We start from the raw sequence: 16,455 nt of genomic DNA, 5'->3' as shown, positions 1-16,455 counted from the left end.
CGCTGTTAACCGGAGGATATGCATCATGAAAACCGTTAGGGAGTCCACAACGTTGTACAACTTTCTCGGATCGCACAATCCATACTGGCGGTTAACGGAAAGCAGCGATGTTTTGCGCTTTTCTACAACCGAAACCACAGAACCTGAACGTACGTTGCAGTTATCTGCCGAACAGGCTGCTCGCATCAGGGAAATGACAGTCATCACTTCCAGTCTGATGATGAGTCTGACCGTCGATGAAAGCGATCTTTCTGTGCATCTGGTAGGACGAAAAATCAATAAACGGGAATGGGCTGGCAACGCGTCGGCATGGCATGACACACCGGCGGTTGCTCGTGATTTATCACACGGGCTTTCCTTTGCTGAGCAGGTAGTTTCTGAAGCACATTCCGCAATAGTGATTCTCGACAGTCGGGGGAATATCCAGCGCTTCAATCGGTTATGTGAAGATTACACAGGGTTGAAAGAACACGACGTCATTGGGCAAAGCGTGTTTAAACTGTTTATGAGCCGTCGTGAAGCTGCGGCATCCAGGCGCAATAACCGTGTATTTTTTCGAAGCGGCAATGCATATGAAGTCGAACTGTGGATACCAACACGTAAAGGCCAGCGGCTGTTTCTGTTTCGCAATAAATTTGTCCACAGCGGCAGTGGCAAAAACGAGATTTTTTTAATCTGTTCCGGCACCGACATTACCGAAGAGCGCCGCGCTCAGGAGCGACTGCGCATTCTGGCAAATACCGACAGTATCACCGGACTGCCGAATCGTAACGCAATGCAGGAGTTAATCGATCACGCTATTAATCAGGCAGATAACAATAAAGTTGGGGTTGTGTATCTTGATTTGGATAATTTTAAAAAGGTCAACGACGCCTATGGGCATTTGTTTGGTGACCAGCTATTACGCGACGTGTCATTGGCCATTTTAAGCTGTCTGGAGCATGACCAGGTTTTGGCGCGTCCAGGTGGCGATGAGTTTCTGGTACTGGCATCCAATACCTCACAAAGCGCGCTGGAAGCAATGGCATCACGAATTTTGACTCGCTTACGACTCCCCTTCCGCATTGGTTTAATTGAAGTTTATACCAGCTGTTCAGTGGGTATTTCACTCTCTCCCGAACATGGTTCGGACAGCGCGGCTATTATTCGTCACGCCGACACAGCAATGTACACAGCGAAGGAAGGCGGACGAGGACAATTTTGCGTTTTTACTCCAGAAATGAATCAGCGGGTATTTGAATATCTCTGGCTGGATACCAACTTGCGTAAAGCACTGGAAAACGATCAGTTGGTTATTCACTATCAACCGAAAATCACCTGGCGTGGCGAAGTGCGCAGTCTGGAAGCTCTAGTACGTTGGCAGTCACCTGAACGTGGGTTGATTCCACCGTTGGACTTCATTTCCTACGCCGAAGAGTCAGGGCTCATTGTGCCTTTAGGCCGTTGGGTGATTCTCGATGTCGTACGCCAGGTGGCAAAGTGGCGGGATAAAGGTATTAACCTGCGAGTGGCGGTAAACATTTCTGCACGTCAGCTCGCCGATCAAACCATTTTCACCGCCCTGAAACAGGTTCTCCAGGAACTCAATTTTGAATACTGCCCTATTGATGTTGAACTGACGGAGAGCTGCCTGATTGAGAATGATGAACTGGCACTTTCTGTTATTCAACAATTTAGCCAACTAGGTGCGCAAGTGCATCTGGACGATTTTGGTACCGGCTACTCTTCACTTTCGCAACTGGCGCGCTTTCCGATCGATGCGATTAAACTTGACCAGGTTTTTGTTCGAGATATTCACAAACAACCTGTATCGCAGTCGCTAGTCCGGGCGATCGTCGCTGTGGCCCAGGCATTGAATCTTCAGGTGATCGCTGAAGGTGTGGAGAGTAAAAAGGAAGATGCTTTTTTAACCAAGAACGGGATCAATGAGCGGCAAGGATTTTTGTTTGCCAAACCGATGCCCGCCGTCGCCTTCGAACGTTGGTATAAACGCTATCTGAAGCGCGCATAAGTAGATGAATATATATACTTAGCGATATATTCCGTCATTATATATCGTATTACTGGATGATAATTAGCCGTTGCTGTTAAACACTTCTCTTTTAGCGGCAATTTTTGCATTATTCCTTTTCCACTTTTGCTATAAGGATGTCCTTGATGTCTGAATTTGATGCCCAGCGCGTTGCCGAACGTATTGATATTGTGTTAGATATCCTTGTGGCAGGCGATTACCACTCTGCGATCCATAATCTCGAGATACTTAAAGCAGAACTCTTGCGCCAGGTTGCTGAATCTACGCCAGACATCCCGAAGGCACCGTGGGAGATTTAACAATCGTGCCTTCAGGTTTTCCTATTTGAGGATGCCCGGCGCGTCAGTATTTTTTTATTTAGTATTATAACGTTATAAGAATTACAGCGATGAATTCCCGACAACAAACAATTCTACAGATGGTCATTGACCAGGGTCAGGTTAGCGTAACCGATCTGGCAAAAGCCACTGGAGTTTCTGAAGTTACCATTCGCCAGGATCTCAACACCCTCGAAAAACTGAGTTACCTCCGCCGTGCACATGGCTTTGCAGTATCGCTTGATAGTGATGACGTCGAAACTCGTATGATGAGCAACTATACGCTGAAGCGTGAACTCGCCGAGTTTGCCGCGTCACTGGTTCAACCGGGCGAAACCATCTTTATCGAAAATGGCAGCAGCAATGCCCTGCTCGCCCGGACTCTGGGCGAGCAGAAGAAAAATGTCACTATCATCACGGTCAGCAGCTACATCGCGCATTTGCTGAAAGACGCGCCTTGTGAAGTTATTTTGCTCGGTGGCGTGTACCAGAAAAAAAGCGAAAGTATGGTTGGTCCTTTGACACGCCAGTGCATCCAACAGGTGCATTTCAGCAAAGCATTTATTGGTATTGATGGCTGGCAACCTGAAACTGGGTTTACCGGTCGCGATATGATGCGTACCGATGTGGTCAATGCCGTGCTGGAAAAAGAGTGCGAAGCGATAGTCCTGACTGACAGCTCGAAATTTGGTGCTGTACATTCATACTCCATCGGCCCCGTTGAGCGATTCAATCGCGTGATTACCGATTCGAAAATACGCGCCAGCGATCTGATGCATCTTGAGCACAGTAAACTCACCGTTCACGTCGTTGACATTTAACCATTTCCCTTCTCTACGGATGATTTGCTGTTTTGCAAATCATCCGCTCTAAGATGATTCCTGGTTGATAATTAAGACTATTTACCTGTTATTAACACTCTCAAGATATAAAATTATTATCAGCGATATAACAGGAAGTCATTATCACCTGCGTGATATAACCCTGCGCGCGAGCGGATTTCACGGAATAATTTCACCAGGCTTATTCTTAGCTATTATAGTTATAGTGAGCTTACTTCCGTGAATCATAAATTCAGGAGAGAGTATTATGTTTGTAACGAGCAAAAAAATGACCGCGGCTGTTCTGGCAATTACCCTGGCAATGTCTCTGAGTGCCTGTTCTAACTGGTCTAAACGGGATCGCAACACCGCAATCGGCGCGGGTGCAGGGGCATTAGGCGGTGCAGTACTGACCGATGGCAGTACGTTGGGTACATTAGGTGGCGCAGCTGTCGGTGGTGTTATTGGTCACCAGGTCGGTAAATAATCGTAAATAAATGTCGATTATCGACTCGCAATTATAATACGCTTGATTCTGTTCAGTACGAAATAACTGAATAATACACACAGTAAAATATTCGAAAGCCACGGATATATCCGTGGCTTTTTATGTTAGCCGCCTGCGAGTTTTACCTTCATCCCTTTCGCTTCAAGCAGTGATTTTAATAAATCACGCTTATCGCCCTGGATTTCAATAATTCCATCTTTAACTGCTCCGCCGCAGCCGCATTTTTTCTTCAGTTCCGCTGCCAGTTTCGTCAGTTCGGCATCATCGAGATCGACACCGGTAATCAGGCAAACGCCCTTACCTTTACGTCCACTGGTCTGACGATGAATACGCACCACACCGTCGCCTTTAGGGCGTACAGGGGCCGCTTTTGGCTCATCAATACGTCCGGTTTCCGTTGAGTAGACCAGACGGCTGTTGGAATCACTCATCATGCACTCCGCTGTAAAGAGGCGTTGATCGCTTTCAGCGTCTGCGCTGGATCTACCGATTGCGTTACCGGGCGACCAATCACCATATAATCAACACCAGCCGCCAACGCCTGTTCTGGCGTCATAATGCGGCGCTGGTCACCTGCTTCACTCCCCTGCGGACGAATGCCCGGTGTAACCAGTTTGAACTCCTGACCGAATACCTGTTTAAAGCGCACAGCTTCCTGAGCAGAACACACCACACCATCAAGGCCACATTTTTGCGTCAGTGCCGCCAGACGTTCTGCATAATCTGCAGGTGACAGTGTCACGCCAAGATCGGCCAGGTCGCTGGCTTCCATGCTGGTCAATACTGTCACCGCAATCAAAAGCGGTGCATCTTTGCCAAACGGAACCAGTGCCTCACGCGCTGCGGTCATCATACGCGCCCCACCGGAGGCGTGAACATTCACCATCCACACGCCTAAGTCAGCTGCAGCAGCGACAGCGTGCGCTGCAGTGTTGGGAATATCGTGGAATTTCAGGTCAAGAAAGATATCAAAACCACGCTGTTGAAGTTCGCGCACAAACTGTGGCCCAAACAATGTAAACATCTCTTTGCCGACCTTCAGACGACAATCGCGTGGGTCGATCTTGTCGACAAAGGCCAGCGCGTCATCACGATTATGATAATCAAGGGCAACAACCACAGGAGAATTCGTAACAGCGCGGGAAGAAGATGAAGCAGTTAACGTCATGACCAGACCTTCTTGATGATGGGCACCGGAAGTGGCGCGAAACAGGTAAACGGCGAGCATTCTACCCGTGGAAATAAAAAATTAACAGTTGCGATTTCTCCCATGGCAGGCTTTTCTGCGCCTGAGTTACCGGAGCACAATGAACATTAATTATTAGTATGTTGTAACTAAAGTCGGATTTTTTTAAAAATTACAGGCCATCAAGACCGCGAATCGGTTTAATGGTTGACCAGGCCCGACAAGACGGACAATGCCAGTAGAGGGTGTATGCGGTAAAACCACATTTCTGGCAGCGATAACGAGGCTTACTACGCACCTTCTCGCCAACCATGTCACGCAGCACCATCAGACTCTCTTTGGCACGCCCTTCTTCCGCTTCATTTAAGTGGTAATCCATTAGCTTATGGAACACACGCATGGTCGGATGACGCTGAAGCTGACGCGTAATATAGACCTGTGCGGCCTCACTACCGTCGCGCGCTTCGATAATATCCGCAAGCATCAATTCAGCATCGGCACCGGTGTTCTCTTCCACCGCGCGCTGCAGGAATTCTGCCCATTCGGCAGTTTTACCCAACTGCTGATAGCAGGTTTGCAACATTTCCAGCGTTTCGCTGACCAGTTCTCTGTCCTGGGATATCACGCGTTGCAAACTTTCGACGGCTTTGGCGTATTCTCCTTTCGCCATAAACACGCGTCCCATCATGATGGATACGCGGGCGCTATTTTTATCTGCCGCAGCCCCTTTTTTTAGCAAGGTCATGGCACGATCGAGATCGTCGCTGGCCATATGCTGCAGGGCTAACTCACAGTAGAAATGGGCAATTTCGACGCGCTGTTTATCTTTACCCAGCTTCACCAGGCGTTCGGCAACATCAATTGCTTTCTGCCACTCGCTGGTAGCCTGGTAGATTTGTAGCAACTGTTGCAGCGCGCCAATGCGGAAGTCAGTTTCATCGGTCAGCTGATTGAACATGTCTTCCGCGCGGTCGTATAACCCGGCGGCCATGTAATCACGCCCCAATTGTTGAATCGCCAACAGACGCTGTTCATAGGTCAGCGAGGCGCTTTCCATTAGGGTCTGATGGATGCGAATAGCGCGATCAACTTCGCCACGCGAACGGAACAGGTTTCCGAGCGTAAGGTGGGCTTCAACGGTACCCGTATCCTCTTTAAGCATATCGAGAAACAGGTCTACCGCTTTATCCTGTTGATTACTAAGCAGGAAGTTAACCCCCGCTACGTAATCACGCGACAAGCGGTTGGCTTCATCTTGCTTGTTTTGTTGCGCACTTCTGCGGCCCATATACCAGCCATAGGCAGCGGCTACAGGCAAAAGCAGAAACAACAACTCCAGCATAGAAAGTTATTCCTTCGCCGCTGACGAATGCGGCGCTACAGCCACGTCAGTCGCGGGTGAAAGCTGGTTTTCCAGTCGCTTTATTTTACGTTCAGCGCGCGCCAGGGAAACACGAACTCGCAGCCAGAACAGACCGCAAATCAGCCAACCGATAGCAAACCCCGCAGCAAACAATACCGCCAGCAATGTGGAAATACGGTACTCCCCTTGCGCTAACAGATAATTAAACGTCACCTGTTGATCGTTCTGCGCACCTAACGTGACCGAAATCACGAAGATCGCTAACACCAGTAAGAAAATGAGTAAATATTTCACATTACTTCCCGTTATGTGGTTAGAGCGAATAAATTATGGTCAACTTACCGCAATAGCCCTTTAAAGTACCATTTTCGCGCCGTCTGCGAAATGGCATCCACGCGCATTGTTGATGATTTAAGGGCTAAATTCGGAAAATCAACCAGCGTTAACTTTCTTGTTCTCGTTGTGCAATTTCGCGATTTTCTTCCGCAGGTGGTGTTAATGGCCCACAAATTCGTTGCGCAAGCCACGTTGCCACCGCCACCAGCGCCCACGAAATCAACGTAGCTACCACCAGATCGCGTGGCCAATGCATCCCGAGCAGCAGGCGGCTTCCCATGACTCCCGTTGCCCAGACCAACAAGATAGCAATGGTTAGCGTTCGCCGACGCGGCCACAGCAAACCAACGGCCAGCAGTGCCCAACTGGCAGCAAACATCGTGTGACCGGAAGGAAAGGCAAACCCCGTCTCTTTCTGCCAGTGTGAACGCAAATATTGTGGGATGTTTTTCTCTTCAGCCAACTGTTCTTTCACTAGATTTCCGCGTTCTGCTCGCTTTAAAGTGTAGAACTCATCAACCGGAATATGATGTGTTTTTTCCAGCCAGATAACAAAAGGTCGCGGTTCCTGGACTTTGTCTTTGATCCAGGATTTAACGCCTTGTCCCACAAGAATTGCCGCCGCCAGAATGGCAAATAACATAATGGCAGCCTTAATGCGAAAACGCAGACACCAGAGAAACCAACCGAATAAAATCAAATGTGTAATGACGCCCCAGGGCTGGGTGACGGTTTCAGTAACCCAAAAAGCCGCTTTTAGTAGCCAACTTTGTTCTCCAGGTTGCCAACGCCAGCCAGAAATCCATACGGCTACTGGCATAACAAGCAATAGTGCAGCTCCCACTGCGGTACGTCTGGCAATCGAACGCATGGCCTCTCCTTTTTGATAAGTCCCACAATCATAACTGAAAATGCCAGTTCCAGGAAAAATTGACAGATTTGTGCCATTCCGTGAACGATCGACGCGTCGTGATTAGGTGAACCCCTTCTCGTTATGGCAAAATAAGCCAATACAGAACCAGCATTATCTGGAGAAATTCATGCAGCTTAAACGTGTGGCAGAAGCCAAACTGCCAACCCCATGGGGCGATTTCCTGATGGTGGGATTTGAAGAACTGGCAACCGGACACGATCATGTCGCGCTAGTCTATGGCGATATATCCGGGCATACCCCGGTACTTGCGCGCGTCCATTCCGAATGTCTGACCGGTGACGCCCTGTTCAGCTTGCGCTGCGATTGTGGCTTCCAGCTCGAAGCGGCACTGACGCAAATTGCCGAAGAAGGCCGTGGTATTTTGCTGTATCACCGTCAGGAAGGTCGTAACATTGGTCTGCTGAATAAAATCCGCGCTTATGCACTGCAGGATCAAGGTTACGATACCGTAGAGGCTAACCACCAGTTAGGCTTCGCCGCTGATGAGCGCGACTTCACTCTTTGCGCTGATATGTTCAAACTCCTTGGCGTCAATGAAGTCCGCTTGTTAACCAATAACCCGAAAAAAGTCGAAATTCTGACCGAAGCAGGGATTAATATTGTTGAACGCGTACCGTTGATTGTAGGTCGTAACCCCAATAACGAACATTATCTCGATACCAAAGCCGAGAAAATGGGTCATTTGCTGAACAAATAACCCTCTTGCATTGTGTAATTCATTTGCTTGCCGGAAGCAAAATAACCGGCAAGCAAATACTCGTTACTTCAACATATTACGAATGACATAATGCAAAATGCCGTCGTTCTGGTAGTAGGTCAACTCCGTCGCGGTGTCGATACGACAACGGCAGGGTACGACTTCCTGGCTACCATCCGCGCGCGTAAACGTCACCGGAACCGTCGCGCCGGGTTGTAGACTTTGCAGATCGACAATATCAATCTTCTCTTCCCCGATTAGCCCTAACGTTTTACGCGTCACGCCTTGCGGAAATTCCAGCGGCAGGATGCCCATGCCAATTAAATTCGAACGGTGAATTCGTTCAAACGATTCGGCAATCACCACACGAATGCCAAGCAGACGAGGACCTTTTGCCGCCCAGTCACGGCTGGAGCCTGATCCATACTCTTTCCCGGCAATCACCGCCAGCGGCGTTTGCTCCTGCTTATAGCGCATCGCAGCATCATAAATAGAGACTACGTCGCTGTCAGGTAAATGCCGCGTCATCCCCCCTTCAACGCCAGGCACCATTTCATTACGGATGCGAATATTGGCGAAGGTGCCGCGCATCATCACTTCATGGTTACCACGCCGCGAACCGTAGGAGTTAAAGTCTTTTCGCTCAACACCCCGACCTTGTAGATATCGACCCGCCGGGCTGTCGGGCTTAATACTGCCCGCCGGAGAGATATGGTCAGTGGTGACTGAATCCCCCAGCATTGCGAGGATCCGCGCACCGTGAATATCTTCCACTGGTGCTGGTGTTGCCTGCATTTCATCAAAGAAAGGCGATAAGCGAATATAGGTTGAATCTTCCTGCCAACCGTAGGTATCGGATCGTGCGACGTTAATTTCCTTCCACTCTGCTGTGCCTTCAAAAACTTCTGCGTACTCTTTACGGAACATTTCTGTGGAGACTTGTTCTACCGCACGGGCAATTTCTTGTGCCGATGGCCAGATATCTTTCAGATATACCGGATCGCCTTTGCGATCATGGCCGATAGGCTCAGATGCGAGGTTGATATTCATATTTCCCGCCAGCGCATAGGCAACCACCAGCGGCGGCGAGGCCAGCCAGTTGGTTTTAACCAGCGGATGGATACGGCCTTCAAAGTTACGGTTGCCGGACAGCACTGCACCGACGGTTAAATCGCCTTTTTTGATTGCCGTTTCGATAGGATCGGGCAGCGGCCCAGAGTTACCAATACAGGTGGTACAACCATATCCCACAAGGTTAAACCCCAGTTCATCGAGATACGGTGTCAATTTCGCTTTTGCCAGATAATCAGAAACGACTTTCGAACCCGGTGCCAGCGACGCTTTGACCCACGGTTGCCGCTTGAGGCCCAGTGTTACAGCTTTTTTCGCCAGCAAACCTGCGGCCATCAGCACACTTGGGTTAGAGGTGTTGGTGCACGACGTTATCGCAGCAATGACCACCGCGCCATCAGGTAACTGATACTGATGTCCGTTCATAACATAATCGACCGGCTGGCGATCTTTATGCGTGGCATTTACTTCCAGTTCGTTACTGGCGGCAAATGCTTTTGGTACATCGGGCAGTGCAACGCGATCCTGTGGGCGTTTTGGCCCTGCCAGGCTCGCTTCAACGTCATTCATATCCAGTTCTAACGTACTGGTAAAAATCGGTTCATCGCCCGGGTTACGCCACATGCCCTGCGCTTTGGCGTATTTTTCGACCAACTCGACCTGATCTTCGCTGCGCCCGCTTAAACGCATGTAATCGAGGGTGACAGCATCGATTGGGAAGAAGCCACAGGTGGCACCATATTCTGGCGACATATTGGCAATGGTGGCGCGATCCGCCAGCGGTAGTGAATCCAGCCCATCACCATAAAATTCGACGAATTTCCCCACCACACCATGTTTGCGCAGCATTTGGGTAACGGTGAGAACCAGGTCTGTGGCGGTAATACCTTCACGTAATTTTCCGGTGAGTTTAAAGCCCACTACGTCCGGGATAAGCATGGAAACCGGCTGGCCTAACATTGCGGCTTCGGCTTCGATGCCACCAACGCCCCACCCCAGCACGCCAAGGCCGTTGATCATGGTGGTGTGCGAGTCAGTACCAACGAGTGTATCCGGATAAGCAATCCATTCACCGTCCTGCAATTCGCTCCACACTGCTTTGCCGAGATATTCGAGGTTAACCTGATGGCAAATGCCTGTGCCTGGCGGCACGACGCTAAACCGACTGAACGCTTGCTTTCCCCATTTCAGGAACACATAACGTTCGTGGTTGCGCTCCATTTCCAGGCGTACGTTTTCTTCAAATGCCTCATCATCACCAAAACGATCGACGGTCACCGAGTGGTCAATAACCAGGTCGACCGGTGAGAGCGGGTTAACCTTTGCAGTATCGCCGCCGAGGCGTTTAACCGCTTCGCGCATTGCCGCCAGATCAACAACGGCAGGTACGCCGGTAAAGTCCTGCATCAGCACCCTTGCCGGGCGGTAGGCAATTTCACGGTCAGCATGGGCATTTTTCAGCCATCCCGCCAGCGCGTAGATATCCTCTTCGGTAACCGAGTTACCATCCTGCCAGCGCAGCAGGTTTTCGAGCAAAACTTTGAGTGACTTAGGCAAACGGGTGATATCGCCCAGTGATTTGGCAGCAAGCGGCAGGCTGTAGTAGTGGTAAGTTTTATCTTTGGCCTGCAACGTGTCCTTACTGGCTTCTCGTAGGGTTGACGACATAGCTCCTCCTTAATGACAGGGTTGCGAAGCCCTGATTCTCTTCAGGGTGAATATTAAAGATAACACAAACATCGCGTAACGATTTGATAACAACCCAAATTGATAAAAGAGGAGAAAGCTTGTGGCAAAACAAATGAAAACCCCGCCGCAGCGGGGTCAGGGATCAGTGAGTAATGATCCAGAGGAGTTCGGCCCAGAAGAGCATCGACAGAGAAAATGCGCCCATCCAGGACCAATATTTCATATTTGTGTTGATCATAGGCTACACCCTTAACGGTTATTACTTTGTGTTGAGATAACTCAACCTGTTATTGCTGCGGTGTATTAAAAGCCATTTAATTCATTAAAAATGGGTAATAAGAATGATGATAATTATTGTTTCGGCTGATCATCTTCAGCAAACAGTTCTATAAAGGCTTGCTGCTGCGATGTTAGTTGCCAGTCGTCTGGAATAACGACGGAACATTCCCGTTTCGTTTCTGGTTCATTATCACTATGCTGACATAATGGTGACGACTCCAGTTGCTCCTGACCGACCATAGTTATCCCCACACTTTCCAAATCAGCAGTGCGACAACCACCCAGAAAAGAGCAGAACCAAGAAATACCGCCAGCCAGGCTTTGCGTTTTAATTCAGGGTCCCGGCGGGGTTCCTGATTTCCAGAAGGCATTGCTAACCTCATATAATCGCCATCACTTATCAGCAAGACGTTGAACGATTGGTGTAATTAATCATACGATGAGACAAATCCTAAAGAAACTTTAGTCAAAAATCCAGCGAATTTACGAATCGTCTCCAGTGAATAATTCAATCTTTTGACCTGAAATAGATATTTGAAAACTGGAATTTGCGAGGCGGGTAATTAGACACTACTTTACAGGTAATTTACCCTATAAATATGAGGGATAAAAATATTGTGCACGGTATACAAATAAGTAACAAAAGAGAATATATTCCGGCACCTTCGCTACATAAAAGGTGCCGAAAATAACGCAAGAAATTATTTTTCCGGCAGTTTTATATCTTTAAACATGACCTCAATTTCTTCATTGGAGCGCAATGCGACAGCCGCATCAACGACATCACGCGTTAAATGCGGTGCAAAACGCTGAATGAAATCATACATATAACTGCGCAAAAAAGTACTACGGCGAAAACCAATTTTGGTTGTACTGTGGCTGAAGATATCGTGAGCATCAACACGCACAAGGTCGGGATCGGCGACCGGATCCACCGCCATGCTGGCAATGACCCCTACCCCCAGCCCCAACCGGACGTAAGTTTTAATGACGTCAGCATCCGTTGCCGTGAAGACGATACGCGGCGTTAACCCTGCGCGGTTAAAGGCAGTATCCAATTCTGAACGTCCGGTAAAGCCGAAGGTATATGTCACCAACGGATATTGCGCCAGTTCTTCAATGGTAATGGCTTTTTTGCCTGCCAGCGGGTGATCCGGAGTGACTACAATAGCCCGATTCCAGTGGTAGCACGGTAACATCACTAAATCTTCATACAGATGCAGCGCTTCTGTGGCGATAGCGAAATCGGCATTGCCTTTAGAGACAGCATCAGCAATTTGTGTCGGCGAGCCCTGGTGCATATGCAAAGAAACGCGGGGATAACGCTCAATAAAGCCTTTGATGACGTTTGGTAACGCATAGCGTGCCTGGGTATGCGTGGTGGCGATATACAGCGAGCCTTTATCCGGCCAGGTGTGCTCTCCGGCAACCGATTTTATGGCATCGACTTTCGACAGGACTTCACGAGCGATACGAATTATTTCTTGTCCTGCTGGCGTTACCTGCGTCAGGTGCTTGCCGCTTCGGGAAAAAATTTGAATGCCTAGCTCGTCTTCCAGCATTCTGACTTGTTTACTGATCCCGGGTTGTGATGTGTAAAGTCCTTCCGCCGTTGATGAGACATTCAGGTTATGATTGACCACCTCAACAATATAGCGAAGTTGTTGTAATTTCATGTTAAACCATCCACTTAGACGCCATCAGAACATCGTTTTTTCGTCACACCTGGCGGGTGACTAATACGATTTAATAATAAAAAAGGTGCTAACTATAACCACTATATCATTTATAGCCTTAGTGTATAGGTGTGAAGAAAAAATAATATGCAATAAAAAAGGGCCGCTTTCGCGACCCTTTGTTTATAAAAACCTGACAGAATTAAAGGTTATTTTTTCCCTTCAACCCATTTGCCATCAACATAAAATGCTGACCAGCCAGTCGCCTTTCCGTCTTTTTCCGAAGAGACATATTGCTGTTTGGTTTTACGGCTAAAGCGAACCATGGTCTTATTACCTTCCGGATCCTGCTGTGGCGCATCGGCCAGATAACGCAGTTTTTCCGGCAGACGGTCGCGGAAGCGATAAAGCTCTTCCACCAGTGGCGCACGTGTTTCACGCGATTTCGGGAAGGTATTGGCCGCCAGGAACACACCGGCAGCACCGTCACGCAGCACGAAATAAGCATCTGATTTTTCGCACGGCAGCTCAGGTAATGGCACCGGATCTTCTTTCGGCGGTGCCACTTCGCCGTTACGTAAAATCTTACGTGTGTTTTTACACTCTTCGTTGGTGCAGGCCATGTATTTACCGAAACGCCCCATTTTCAGGTGCATTTCAGAGCCACATTTTTCACACTCAACGATCGGGCCGTCATAACCTTTAATGCGGAATTCGCCCTCTTCGATCTCGTAACCGTCGCAGGTTGGGTTATTACCACAGACATGCAACTTACGTTTCGGATCGATGAGATAGCTGTCCATCGCCGTGCCGCATTTCGGGCAACGACGTTTTGCGCGCAGCGCGTTGGTTTCAGCGTCTTCGCCTTCCAGCACGTTCAGCACTTCGTTTTCCGGCACCAGGTTAATGGTGGTTTTGCAACGCTCTTTCGGCGGCAGCGCATAGCCAGAACAGCCAAGGAATACCCCGGTGCTCGCTGTGCGAATCCCCATTTTGCGACCACAAGTCGGGCAGTCAATGCTGGTCAGAACCATCTGGTTCGGGCGCATCCCCCCCTCTTCCGGATCTTTTTCAGCTTTATCTAACTGCTGGGTGAAATCCGAGAAGAAGTGATCCAGTACAGCTTTCCACTCTGCTTCGTGATTTGCCACCTGGTCGAGGCTGTTTTCCATCTGTGCGGTGAAGTCGTAGTTCATTAACTCACGGAAATTTTCTTCAAGGCGATCGGTGACAATTTCACCCATTTTTTCCGCGTAGAAACGACGATTTTCTACTCGCACATAGCCACGATCCTGAATGGTCGAAATGATCGACGCATAGGTAGACGGACGACCGATGCCGCGTTTTTCCAGCTCTTTAACCAACGATGCTTCACTGAAACGCGCTGGCGGCTTGGTAAAGTGCTGGGCTGGTGTCAGTTCAACGAGCGTCAAAGCATCACCTTTATCGACTGCCGGTAAGATACGATCTTCATCGCCTTTACGCAGTGCAGGCATCACTTTTGTCCAGCCATCAAAGCGCAAAATACGACCGCGTGCTTTCAGGCGGAAATCGCCCGCACCAACGGTCAGTGTCGTGGAGTCATATTTCGCTGGAGTCATCTGGCAGGCAACGAACTGACGCCAGATTAACTGGTACAGTTTCTGCGCATCTGCTTCCATATCCTTCAGCGATTCCGCCATCACATTGACGTCAGAAGGACGAATCGCTTCGTGCGCTTCCTGTGAGTTTTCTTTGCTGGCGTACTGATTCGGACTTTCCGGCAGATATTTCTTACCAAAATTATCGCTGATATAACCGCGAACCATATTTACCGCGTCCTGACTCAGGTTAGTGGAGTCGGTACGCATGTAAGTGATATAGCCTGCTTCATACAAACGCTGAGCCATCATCATGGTTTTTTTCACGCCAAATCCAAGACGGGTGCTGGCAGCTTGTTGCAGCGTAGAGGTAATAAAAGGAGCGCCAGGTTTACTGGTTGTCGGTTTGTCTTCACGTTCCAGCACGCTGTAGCGCGCTTTTTCCAGCAGACTTACCGCAGCCTGAGTTTGTTCTTTGTTGACCGGACGGAACGGTTTGTCGTTCTGATGAGTGACCTGTAACGCCAACGCTTCACCAGATGGCGTGGTCGTGCTGGCATCGACTTCCCAGAACTCTTCCGGCACGAACGCTTTAATTTCACGCTCACGCTCGACCACCAGGCGAACCGCCACCGACTGCACACGACCGGCAGACAGACCACGAGCGATCTTTTTCCATAGCAGCGGCGAAACCATATACCCCACCACGCGGTCCATAAAGCGGCGCGCCTGCTGGGCATTAACACGATCAATATTCAGCTCACCCGGTTTGTTAAATGCCTGGCGGATCGCGTTTTTAGTAATTTCGTTAAACACCACTCGGCTATAGCGCGCATCATCACCACCAATCACTTCCCGCAGGTGCCATGCAATGGCTTCCCCTTCGCGGTCAAGGTCGGTTGCGAGATAGATGTGGTCGGCTTTTTCAGCCAGTTGTTTCAGTTCAGAGACGACCTTCTCTTTACCAGGCAACACTTCATAGTGCGCCTCCCAATTGTGCCACGGGTCAACCCCCATACGGTTGACGAGAGCGCCACGTTCATCCTTTTTAGGCTTTTTAGCCGTCTTGGTGGAGGTAGAGTCGGCACTCTTTTTGGCAGCTGAGCCACTGGTCGGCAAATCGCGGATGTGACCGACGCTGGATTTCACCACGTAGTCACTACCCAGATACTTGTTGATCGTTTTGGCTTTTGCCGGGGACTCAACGATGACAAGAGCTTTACCCATATTCACCTTACCTAATTTGATTCTTCCAGGAATGCGTCGCACGTTGATAAACCTTCCACTGGCAACGAGTTACCGATATGGACTCGCTCTCTGCGGATATCAACCCCTTGTCGTGACTCTGTTCACGAAAATTCAGGTGACTGAGTTAACAGGTCTTGGCCTACAGGCGCTATAGCACGACGGAATTTTGGTCGAATGTCAAGCAAATCTATTGCCAGATTGACGAAAGCGTCACACTGTACCTGATAAAATCCGATACGCAACTTTATTAGCATGCAAAATCCAAAGTTGCCAGTAAGGCGCTCTTGCCACCAGCGTGGTATATTTGTCTGCAAGCCATGCCTGGCGTAGACTAATGTCCTTGTTTAAGGAGTAAATAATGAACAAAGAGACACAACCCATCGACCGCGAGACGCTGTTGAAAGAGGCCAACAAAATCATTCGTGAGCATGAGGATACGCTCGCAGGGATTGAAGCCACCGGCGTCACGCAGCGTAATGGCGTGCTGGTATTTACCGGCGACTACTTTTTAGATGAACAAGGATTGCCAACAGCCAAAAGCACCGCGGTGTTTAATATGTTCAAACACCTGGCCCATGTGCTTTCAGAAAAATATCACCTGGTTGATTAAATAAATATCCTCCGGCATAGCCGGAGGTTTTTCAAATGCGCCTATAAGGCTCTCTTACCAGCCGCGCCCTAACAGGCGCACACGATCTGACATTTGCATCCAACTTCG

General features: G+C 49.2%; 18 protein-coding genes. 6 read left to right on the top strand and 12 right to left on the bottom strand.

The genetic code is table 11. The annotated features are described in order from the left end of the window. The first annotated feature begins 25 nt into the window (after window positions 1-25). Complete coding sequence (gene pdeR, locus ACJHWK_RS16610; RefSeq protein WP_000859966.1) at window positions 26-2,011, top strand: cyclic di-GMP phosphodiesterase; 1,986 nt, start codon at window positions 26-28, stop codon at window positions 2,009-2,011. Here pdeR and ymiD read toward each other — a convergent pair. Continuing rightward, entirely contained in the window at window positions 1,993-2,121 is a 129-nt protein-coding gene (gene ymiD / locus ACJHWK_RS16605; RefSeq protein WP_023143869.1) for a protein YmiD, read from the bottom strand. The two genes, pdeR and ymiD, sit on opposite strands and share 19 nt — an antisense overlap. 36 nt (window positions 2,122-2,157) lie before the next feature. Here ymiD and yciZ point away from each other — a divergent pair, with 36 nt between their 5' ends. From yciZ to osmB, 3 genes are all read left to right on the top strand, one after another. Next, window positions 2,158-2,331, top strand: coding sequence for a protein YciZ (gene yciZ / locus ACJHWK_RS16600; RefSeq protein ID WP_001288368.1), 174 nt, complete (start codon window positions 2,158-2,160; stop codon window positions 2,329-2,331). An 89-nt stretch (window positions 2,332-2,420) separates the two neighbouring features. Continuing rightward, window positions 2,421-3,170 carry a DNA-binding transcriptional regulator YciT gene (locus tag ACJHWK_RS16595; RefSeq protein ID WP_001088621.1) on the top strand — a complete coding sequence of 250 codons (750 nt, stop codon included), beginning with the start codon at window positions 2,421-2,423 and terminating at the stop codon, window positions 3,168-3,170. 268 nt (window positions 3,171-3,438) lie between these two features. Beyond that, window positions 3,439-3,657: an osmotically-inducible lipoprotein OsmB gene (osmB, locus tag ACJHWK_RS16590; protein ID WP_000498253.1), complete on the top strand. Its 219-nt coding sequence runs from the start codon at window positions 3,439-3,441 to the stop codon at window positions 3,655-3,657. Window positions 3,658-3,782: 125 nt separating this feature from the next. Here osmB and yciH read toward each other — a convergent pair whose 3' ends face one another. From yciH to pgpB, 5 genes are all read right to left on the bottom strand, one after another. Beyond that, window positions 3,783-4,109: a stress response translation initiation inhibitor YciH gene (gene yciH, locus ACJHWK_RS16585; protein WP_001523123.1), complete on the bottom strand. Its 327-nt coding sequence runs from the start codon at window positions 4,107-4,109 to the stop codon at window positions 3,783-3,785. Further along, window positions 4,109-4,846 (bottom strand): orotidine-5'-phosphate decarboxylase, encoded by a 738-nt coding sequence (gene pyrF / locus ACJHWK_RS16580; RefSeq protein WP_024166568.1) that lies wholly within the window; start codon window positions 4,844-4,846, stop codon window positions 4,109-4,111. The genes yciH and pyrF overlap by 1 nt, the downstream gene beginning before the upstream one ends. 190 nt (window positions 4,847-5,036) lie before the next feature. Next, window positions 5,037-6,206, bottom strand: a complete 1,170-nt coding sequence (lapB, locus tag ACJHWK_RS16575) for a lipopolysaccharide assembly protein LapB (protein ID WP_000891353.1) — start codon at window positions 6,204-6,206, stop codon at window positions 5,037-5,039. Between the two features lie 6 nt (window positions 6,207-6,212). Beyond that, window positions 6,213-6,521 carry a lipopolysaccharide assembly protein LapA gene (gene lapA / locus ACJHWK_RS16570; RefSeq protein WP_000876284.1) on the bottom strand — a complete coding sequence of 103 codons (309 nt, stop codon included), beginning with the start codon at window positions 6,519-6,521 and terminating at the stop codon, window positions 6,213-6,215. A 148-nt stretch (window positions 6,522-6,669) separates the two neighbouring features. After that, window positions 6,670-7,434, bottom strand: a complete 765-nt coding sequence (gene pgpB, locus ACJHWK_RS16565; protein WP_001256550.1) for a phosphatidylglycerophosphatase B — start codon at window positions 7,432-7,434, stop codon at window positions 6,670-6,672. Window positions 7,435-7,603: 169 nt separating this feature from the next. Between pgpB and ribA the strand changes: the two genes are divergently transcribed. Next, a complete protein-coding gene (ribA, locus tag ACJHWK_RS16560) occupies window positions 7,604-8,194 on the top strand; it encodes a GTP cyclohydrolase II (RefSeq protein WP_001176295.1) in 591 nt (196 codons plus the stop codon). A gap of 63 nt (window positions 8,195-8,257) precedes the next feature. Here ribA and acnA read toward each other — a convergent pair whose 3' ends face one another. The 6 genes from acnA to topA all read right to left on the bottom strand — a co-directional run bounded on the left by acnA (window position 8,258) and on the right by topA (window position 15,716). Next, window positions 8,258-10,933, bottom strand: a complete 2,676-nt coding sequence (gene acnA / locus ACJHWK_RS16555; RefSeq protein ID WP_001523121.1) for an aconitate hydratase AcnA — start codon at window positions 10,931-10,933, stop codon at window positions 8,258-8,260. A gap of 163 nt (window positions 10,934-11,096) precedes the next feature. After that, window positions 11,097-11,192: a small membrane protein YmiC gene (gene ymiC, locus ACJHWK_RS16550; protein WP_001310756.1), complete on the bottom strand. Its 96-nt coding sequence runs from the start codon at window positions 11,190-11,192 to the stop codon at window positions 11,097-11,099. 113 nt (window positions 11,193-11,305) lie between these two features. Beyond that, window positions 11,306-11,473, bottom strand: coding sequence for a protein YciX (gene yciX, locus ACJHWK_RS16545; protein WP_000233043.1), 168 nt, complete (start codon window positions 11,471-11,473; stop codon window positions 11,306-11,308). Between the two features lie 2 nt (window positions 11,474-11,475). Beyond that, the gene (locus tag ACJHWK_RS16540) at window positions 11,476-11,616 is read right to left on the bottom strand and encodes a YmiA family putative membrane protein (protein WP_001300896.1); all 141 of its coding nucleotides are present in this window, start codon (window positions 11,614-11,616) and stop codon (window positions 11,476-11,478) included. Window positions 11,617-11,934: 318 nt separating this feature from the next. Continuing rightward, entirely contained in the window at window positions 11,935-12,909 is a 975-nt protein-coding gene (gene cysB / locus ACJHWK_RS16535) for an HTH-type transcriptional regulator CysB (RefSeq protein WP_000776253.1), read from the bottom strand. A 209-nt stretch (window positions 12,910-13,118) separates the two neighbouring features. Next, the gene (topA, locus tag ACJHWK_RS16530) at window positions 13,119-15,716 is read right to left on the bottom strand and encodes a type I DNA topoisomerase (RefSeq protein WP_001295576.1); all 2,598 of its coding nucleotides are present in this window, start codon (window positions 15,714-15,716) and stop codon (window positions 13,119-13,121) included. 379 nt (window positions 15,717-16,095) lie between these two features. On the opposite strand from topA, the gene ACJHWK_RS16525 reads away from it, so the two are divergent. Beyond that, window positions 16,096-16,347 carry a YciN family protein gene (locus ACJHWK_RS16525; RefSeq protein ID WP_001031530.1) on the top strand — a complete coding sequence of 84 codons (252 nt, stop codon included), beginning with the start codon at window positions 16,096-16,098 and terminating at the stop codon, window positions 16,345-16,347. The last annotated feature ends 108 nt before the right edge of the window (window positions 16,348-16,455 follow it).

Origin of the sequence: Escherichia sp. WS547, from assembly GCF_046486065.1 — a bacterium.
In the GTDB taxonomy this organism is placed as follows: Bacteria; Pseudomonadota; Gammaproteobacteria; order Enterobacterales; family Enterobacteriaceae; genus Escherichia; species Escherichia coli.
This window is presented reverse-complemented; position numbering and strand designations above follow the sequence as displayed.

What these genes read in the sequence shown, in the direction of transcription:
- ymiD (WP_023143869.1), bottom strand. Translation starts at nt 2,121, where the DNA reads ATGCAAAAATTGCCGCTAAAAGAGAAGTGTTTAACAGCAACGGCTAAT.
- ACJHWK_RS16595 (WP_001088621.1), top strand. Translation starts at nt 2,421, where the DNA reads ATGAATTCCCGACAACAAACAATTCTACAGATGGTCATTGACCAGGGT.
- cysB (WP_000776253.1), bottom strand. Translation starts at nt 12,909, where the DNA reads ATGAAATTACAACAACTTCGCTATATTGTTGAGGTGGTCAATCATAAC.
- pyrF (WP_024166568.1), bottom strand. Translation starts at nt 4,846, where the DNA reads ATGACGTTAACTGCTTCATCTTCTTCCCGCGCTGTTACGAATTCTCCT.
- osmB (WP_000498253.1), top strand. Translation starts at nt 3,439, where the DNA reads ATGTTTGTAACGAGCAAAAAAATGACCGCGGCTGTTCTGGCAATTACC.
- ribA (WP_001176295.1), top strand. Translation starts at nt 7,604, where the DNA reads ATGCAGCTTAAACGTGTGGCAGAAGCCAAACTGCCAACCCCATGGGGC.
- acnA (WP_001523121.1), bottom strand. Translation starts at nt 10,933, where the DNA reads ATGTCGTCAACCCTACGAGAAGCCAGTAAGGACACGTTGCAGGCCAAA.
- yciZ (WP_001288368.1), top strand. Translation starts at nt 2,158, where the DNA reads ATGTCTGAATTTGATGCCCAGCGCGTTGCCGAACGTATTGATATTGTG.
- ACJHWK_RS16525 (WP_001031530.1), top strand. Translation starts at nt 16,096, where the DNA reads ATGAACAAAGAGACACAACCCATCGACCGCGAGACGCTGTTGAAAGAG.
- pgpB (WP_001256550.1), bottom strand. Translation starts at nt 7,434, where the DNA reads ATGCGTTCGATTGCCAGACGTACCGCAGTGGGAGCTGCACTATTGCTT.
- yciX (WP_000233043.1), bottom strand. Translation starts at nt 11,473, where the DNA reads ATGGTCGGTCAGGAGCAACTGGAGTCGTCACCATTATGTCAGCATAGT.
- yciH (WP_001523123.1), bottom strand. Translation starts at nt 4,109, where the DNA reads ATGAGTGATTCCAACAGCCGTCTGGTCTACTCAACGGAAACCGGACGT.
- ACJHWK_RS16540 (WP_001300896.1), bottom strand. Translation starts at nt 11,616, where the DNA reads ATGAGGTTAGCAATGCCTTCTGGAAATCAGGAACCCCGCCGGGACCCT.
- lapB (WP_000891353.1), bottom strand. Translation starts at nt 6,206, where the DNA reads ATGCTGGAGTTGTTGTTTCTGCTTTTGCCTGTAGCCGCTGCCTATGGC.
- pdeR (WP_000859966.1), top strand. Translation starts at nt 26, where the DNA reads ATGAAAACCGTTAGGGAGTCCACAACGTTGTACAACTTTCTCGGATCG.
- ymiC (WP_001310756.1), bottom strand. Translation starts at nt 11,192, where the DNA reads ATGATCAACACAAATATGAAATATTGGTCCTGGATGGGCGCATTTTCT.
- topA (WP_001295576.1), bottom strand. Translation starts at nt 15,716, where the DNA reads ATGGGTAAAGCTCTTGTCATCGTTGAGTCCCCGGCAAAAGCCAAAACG.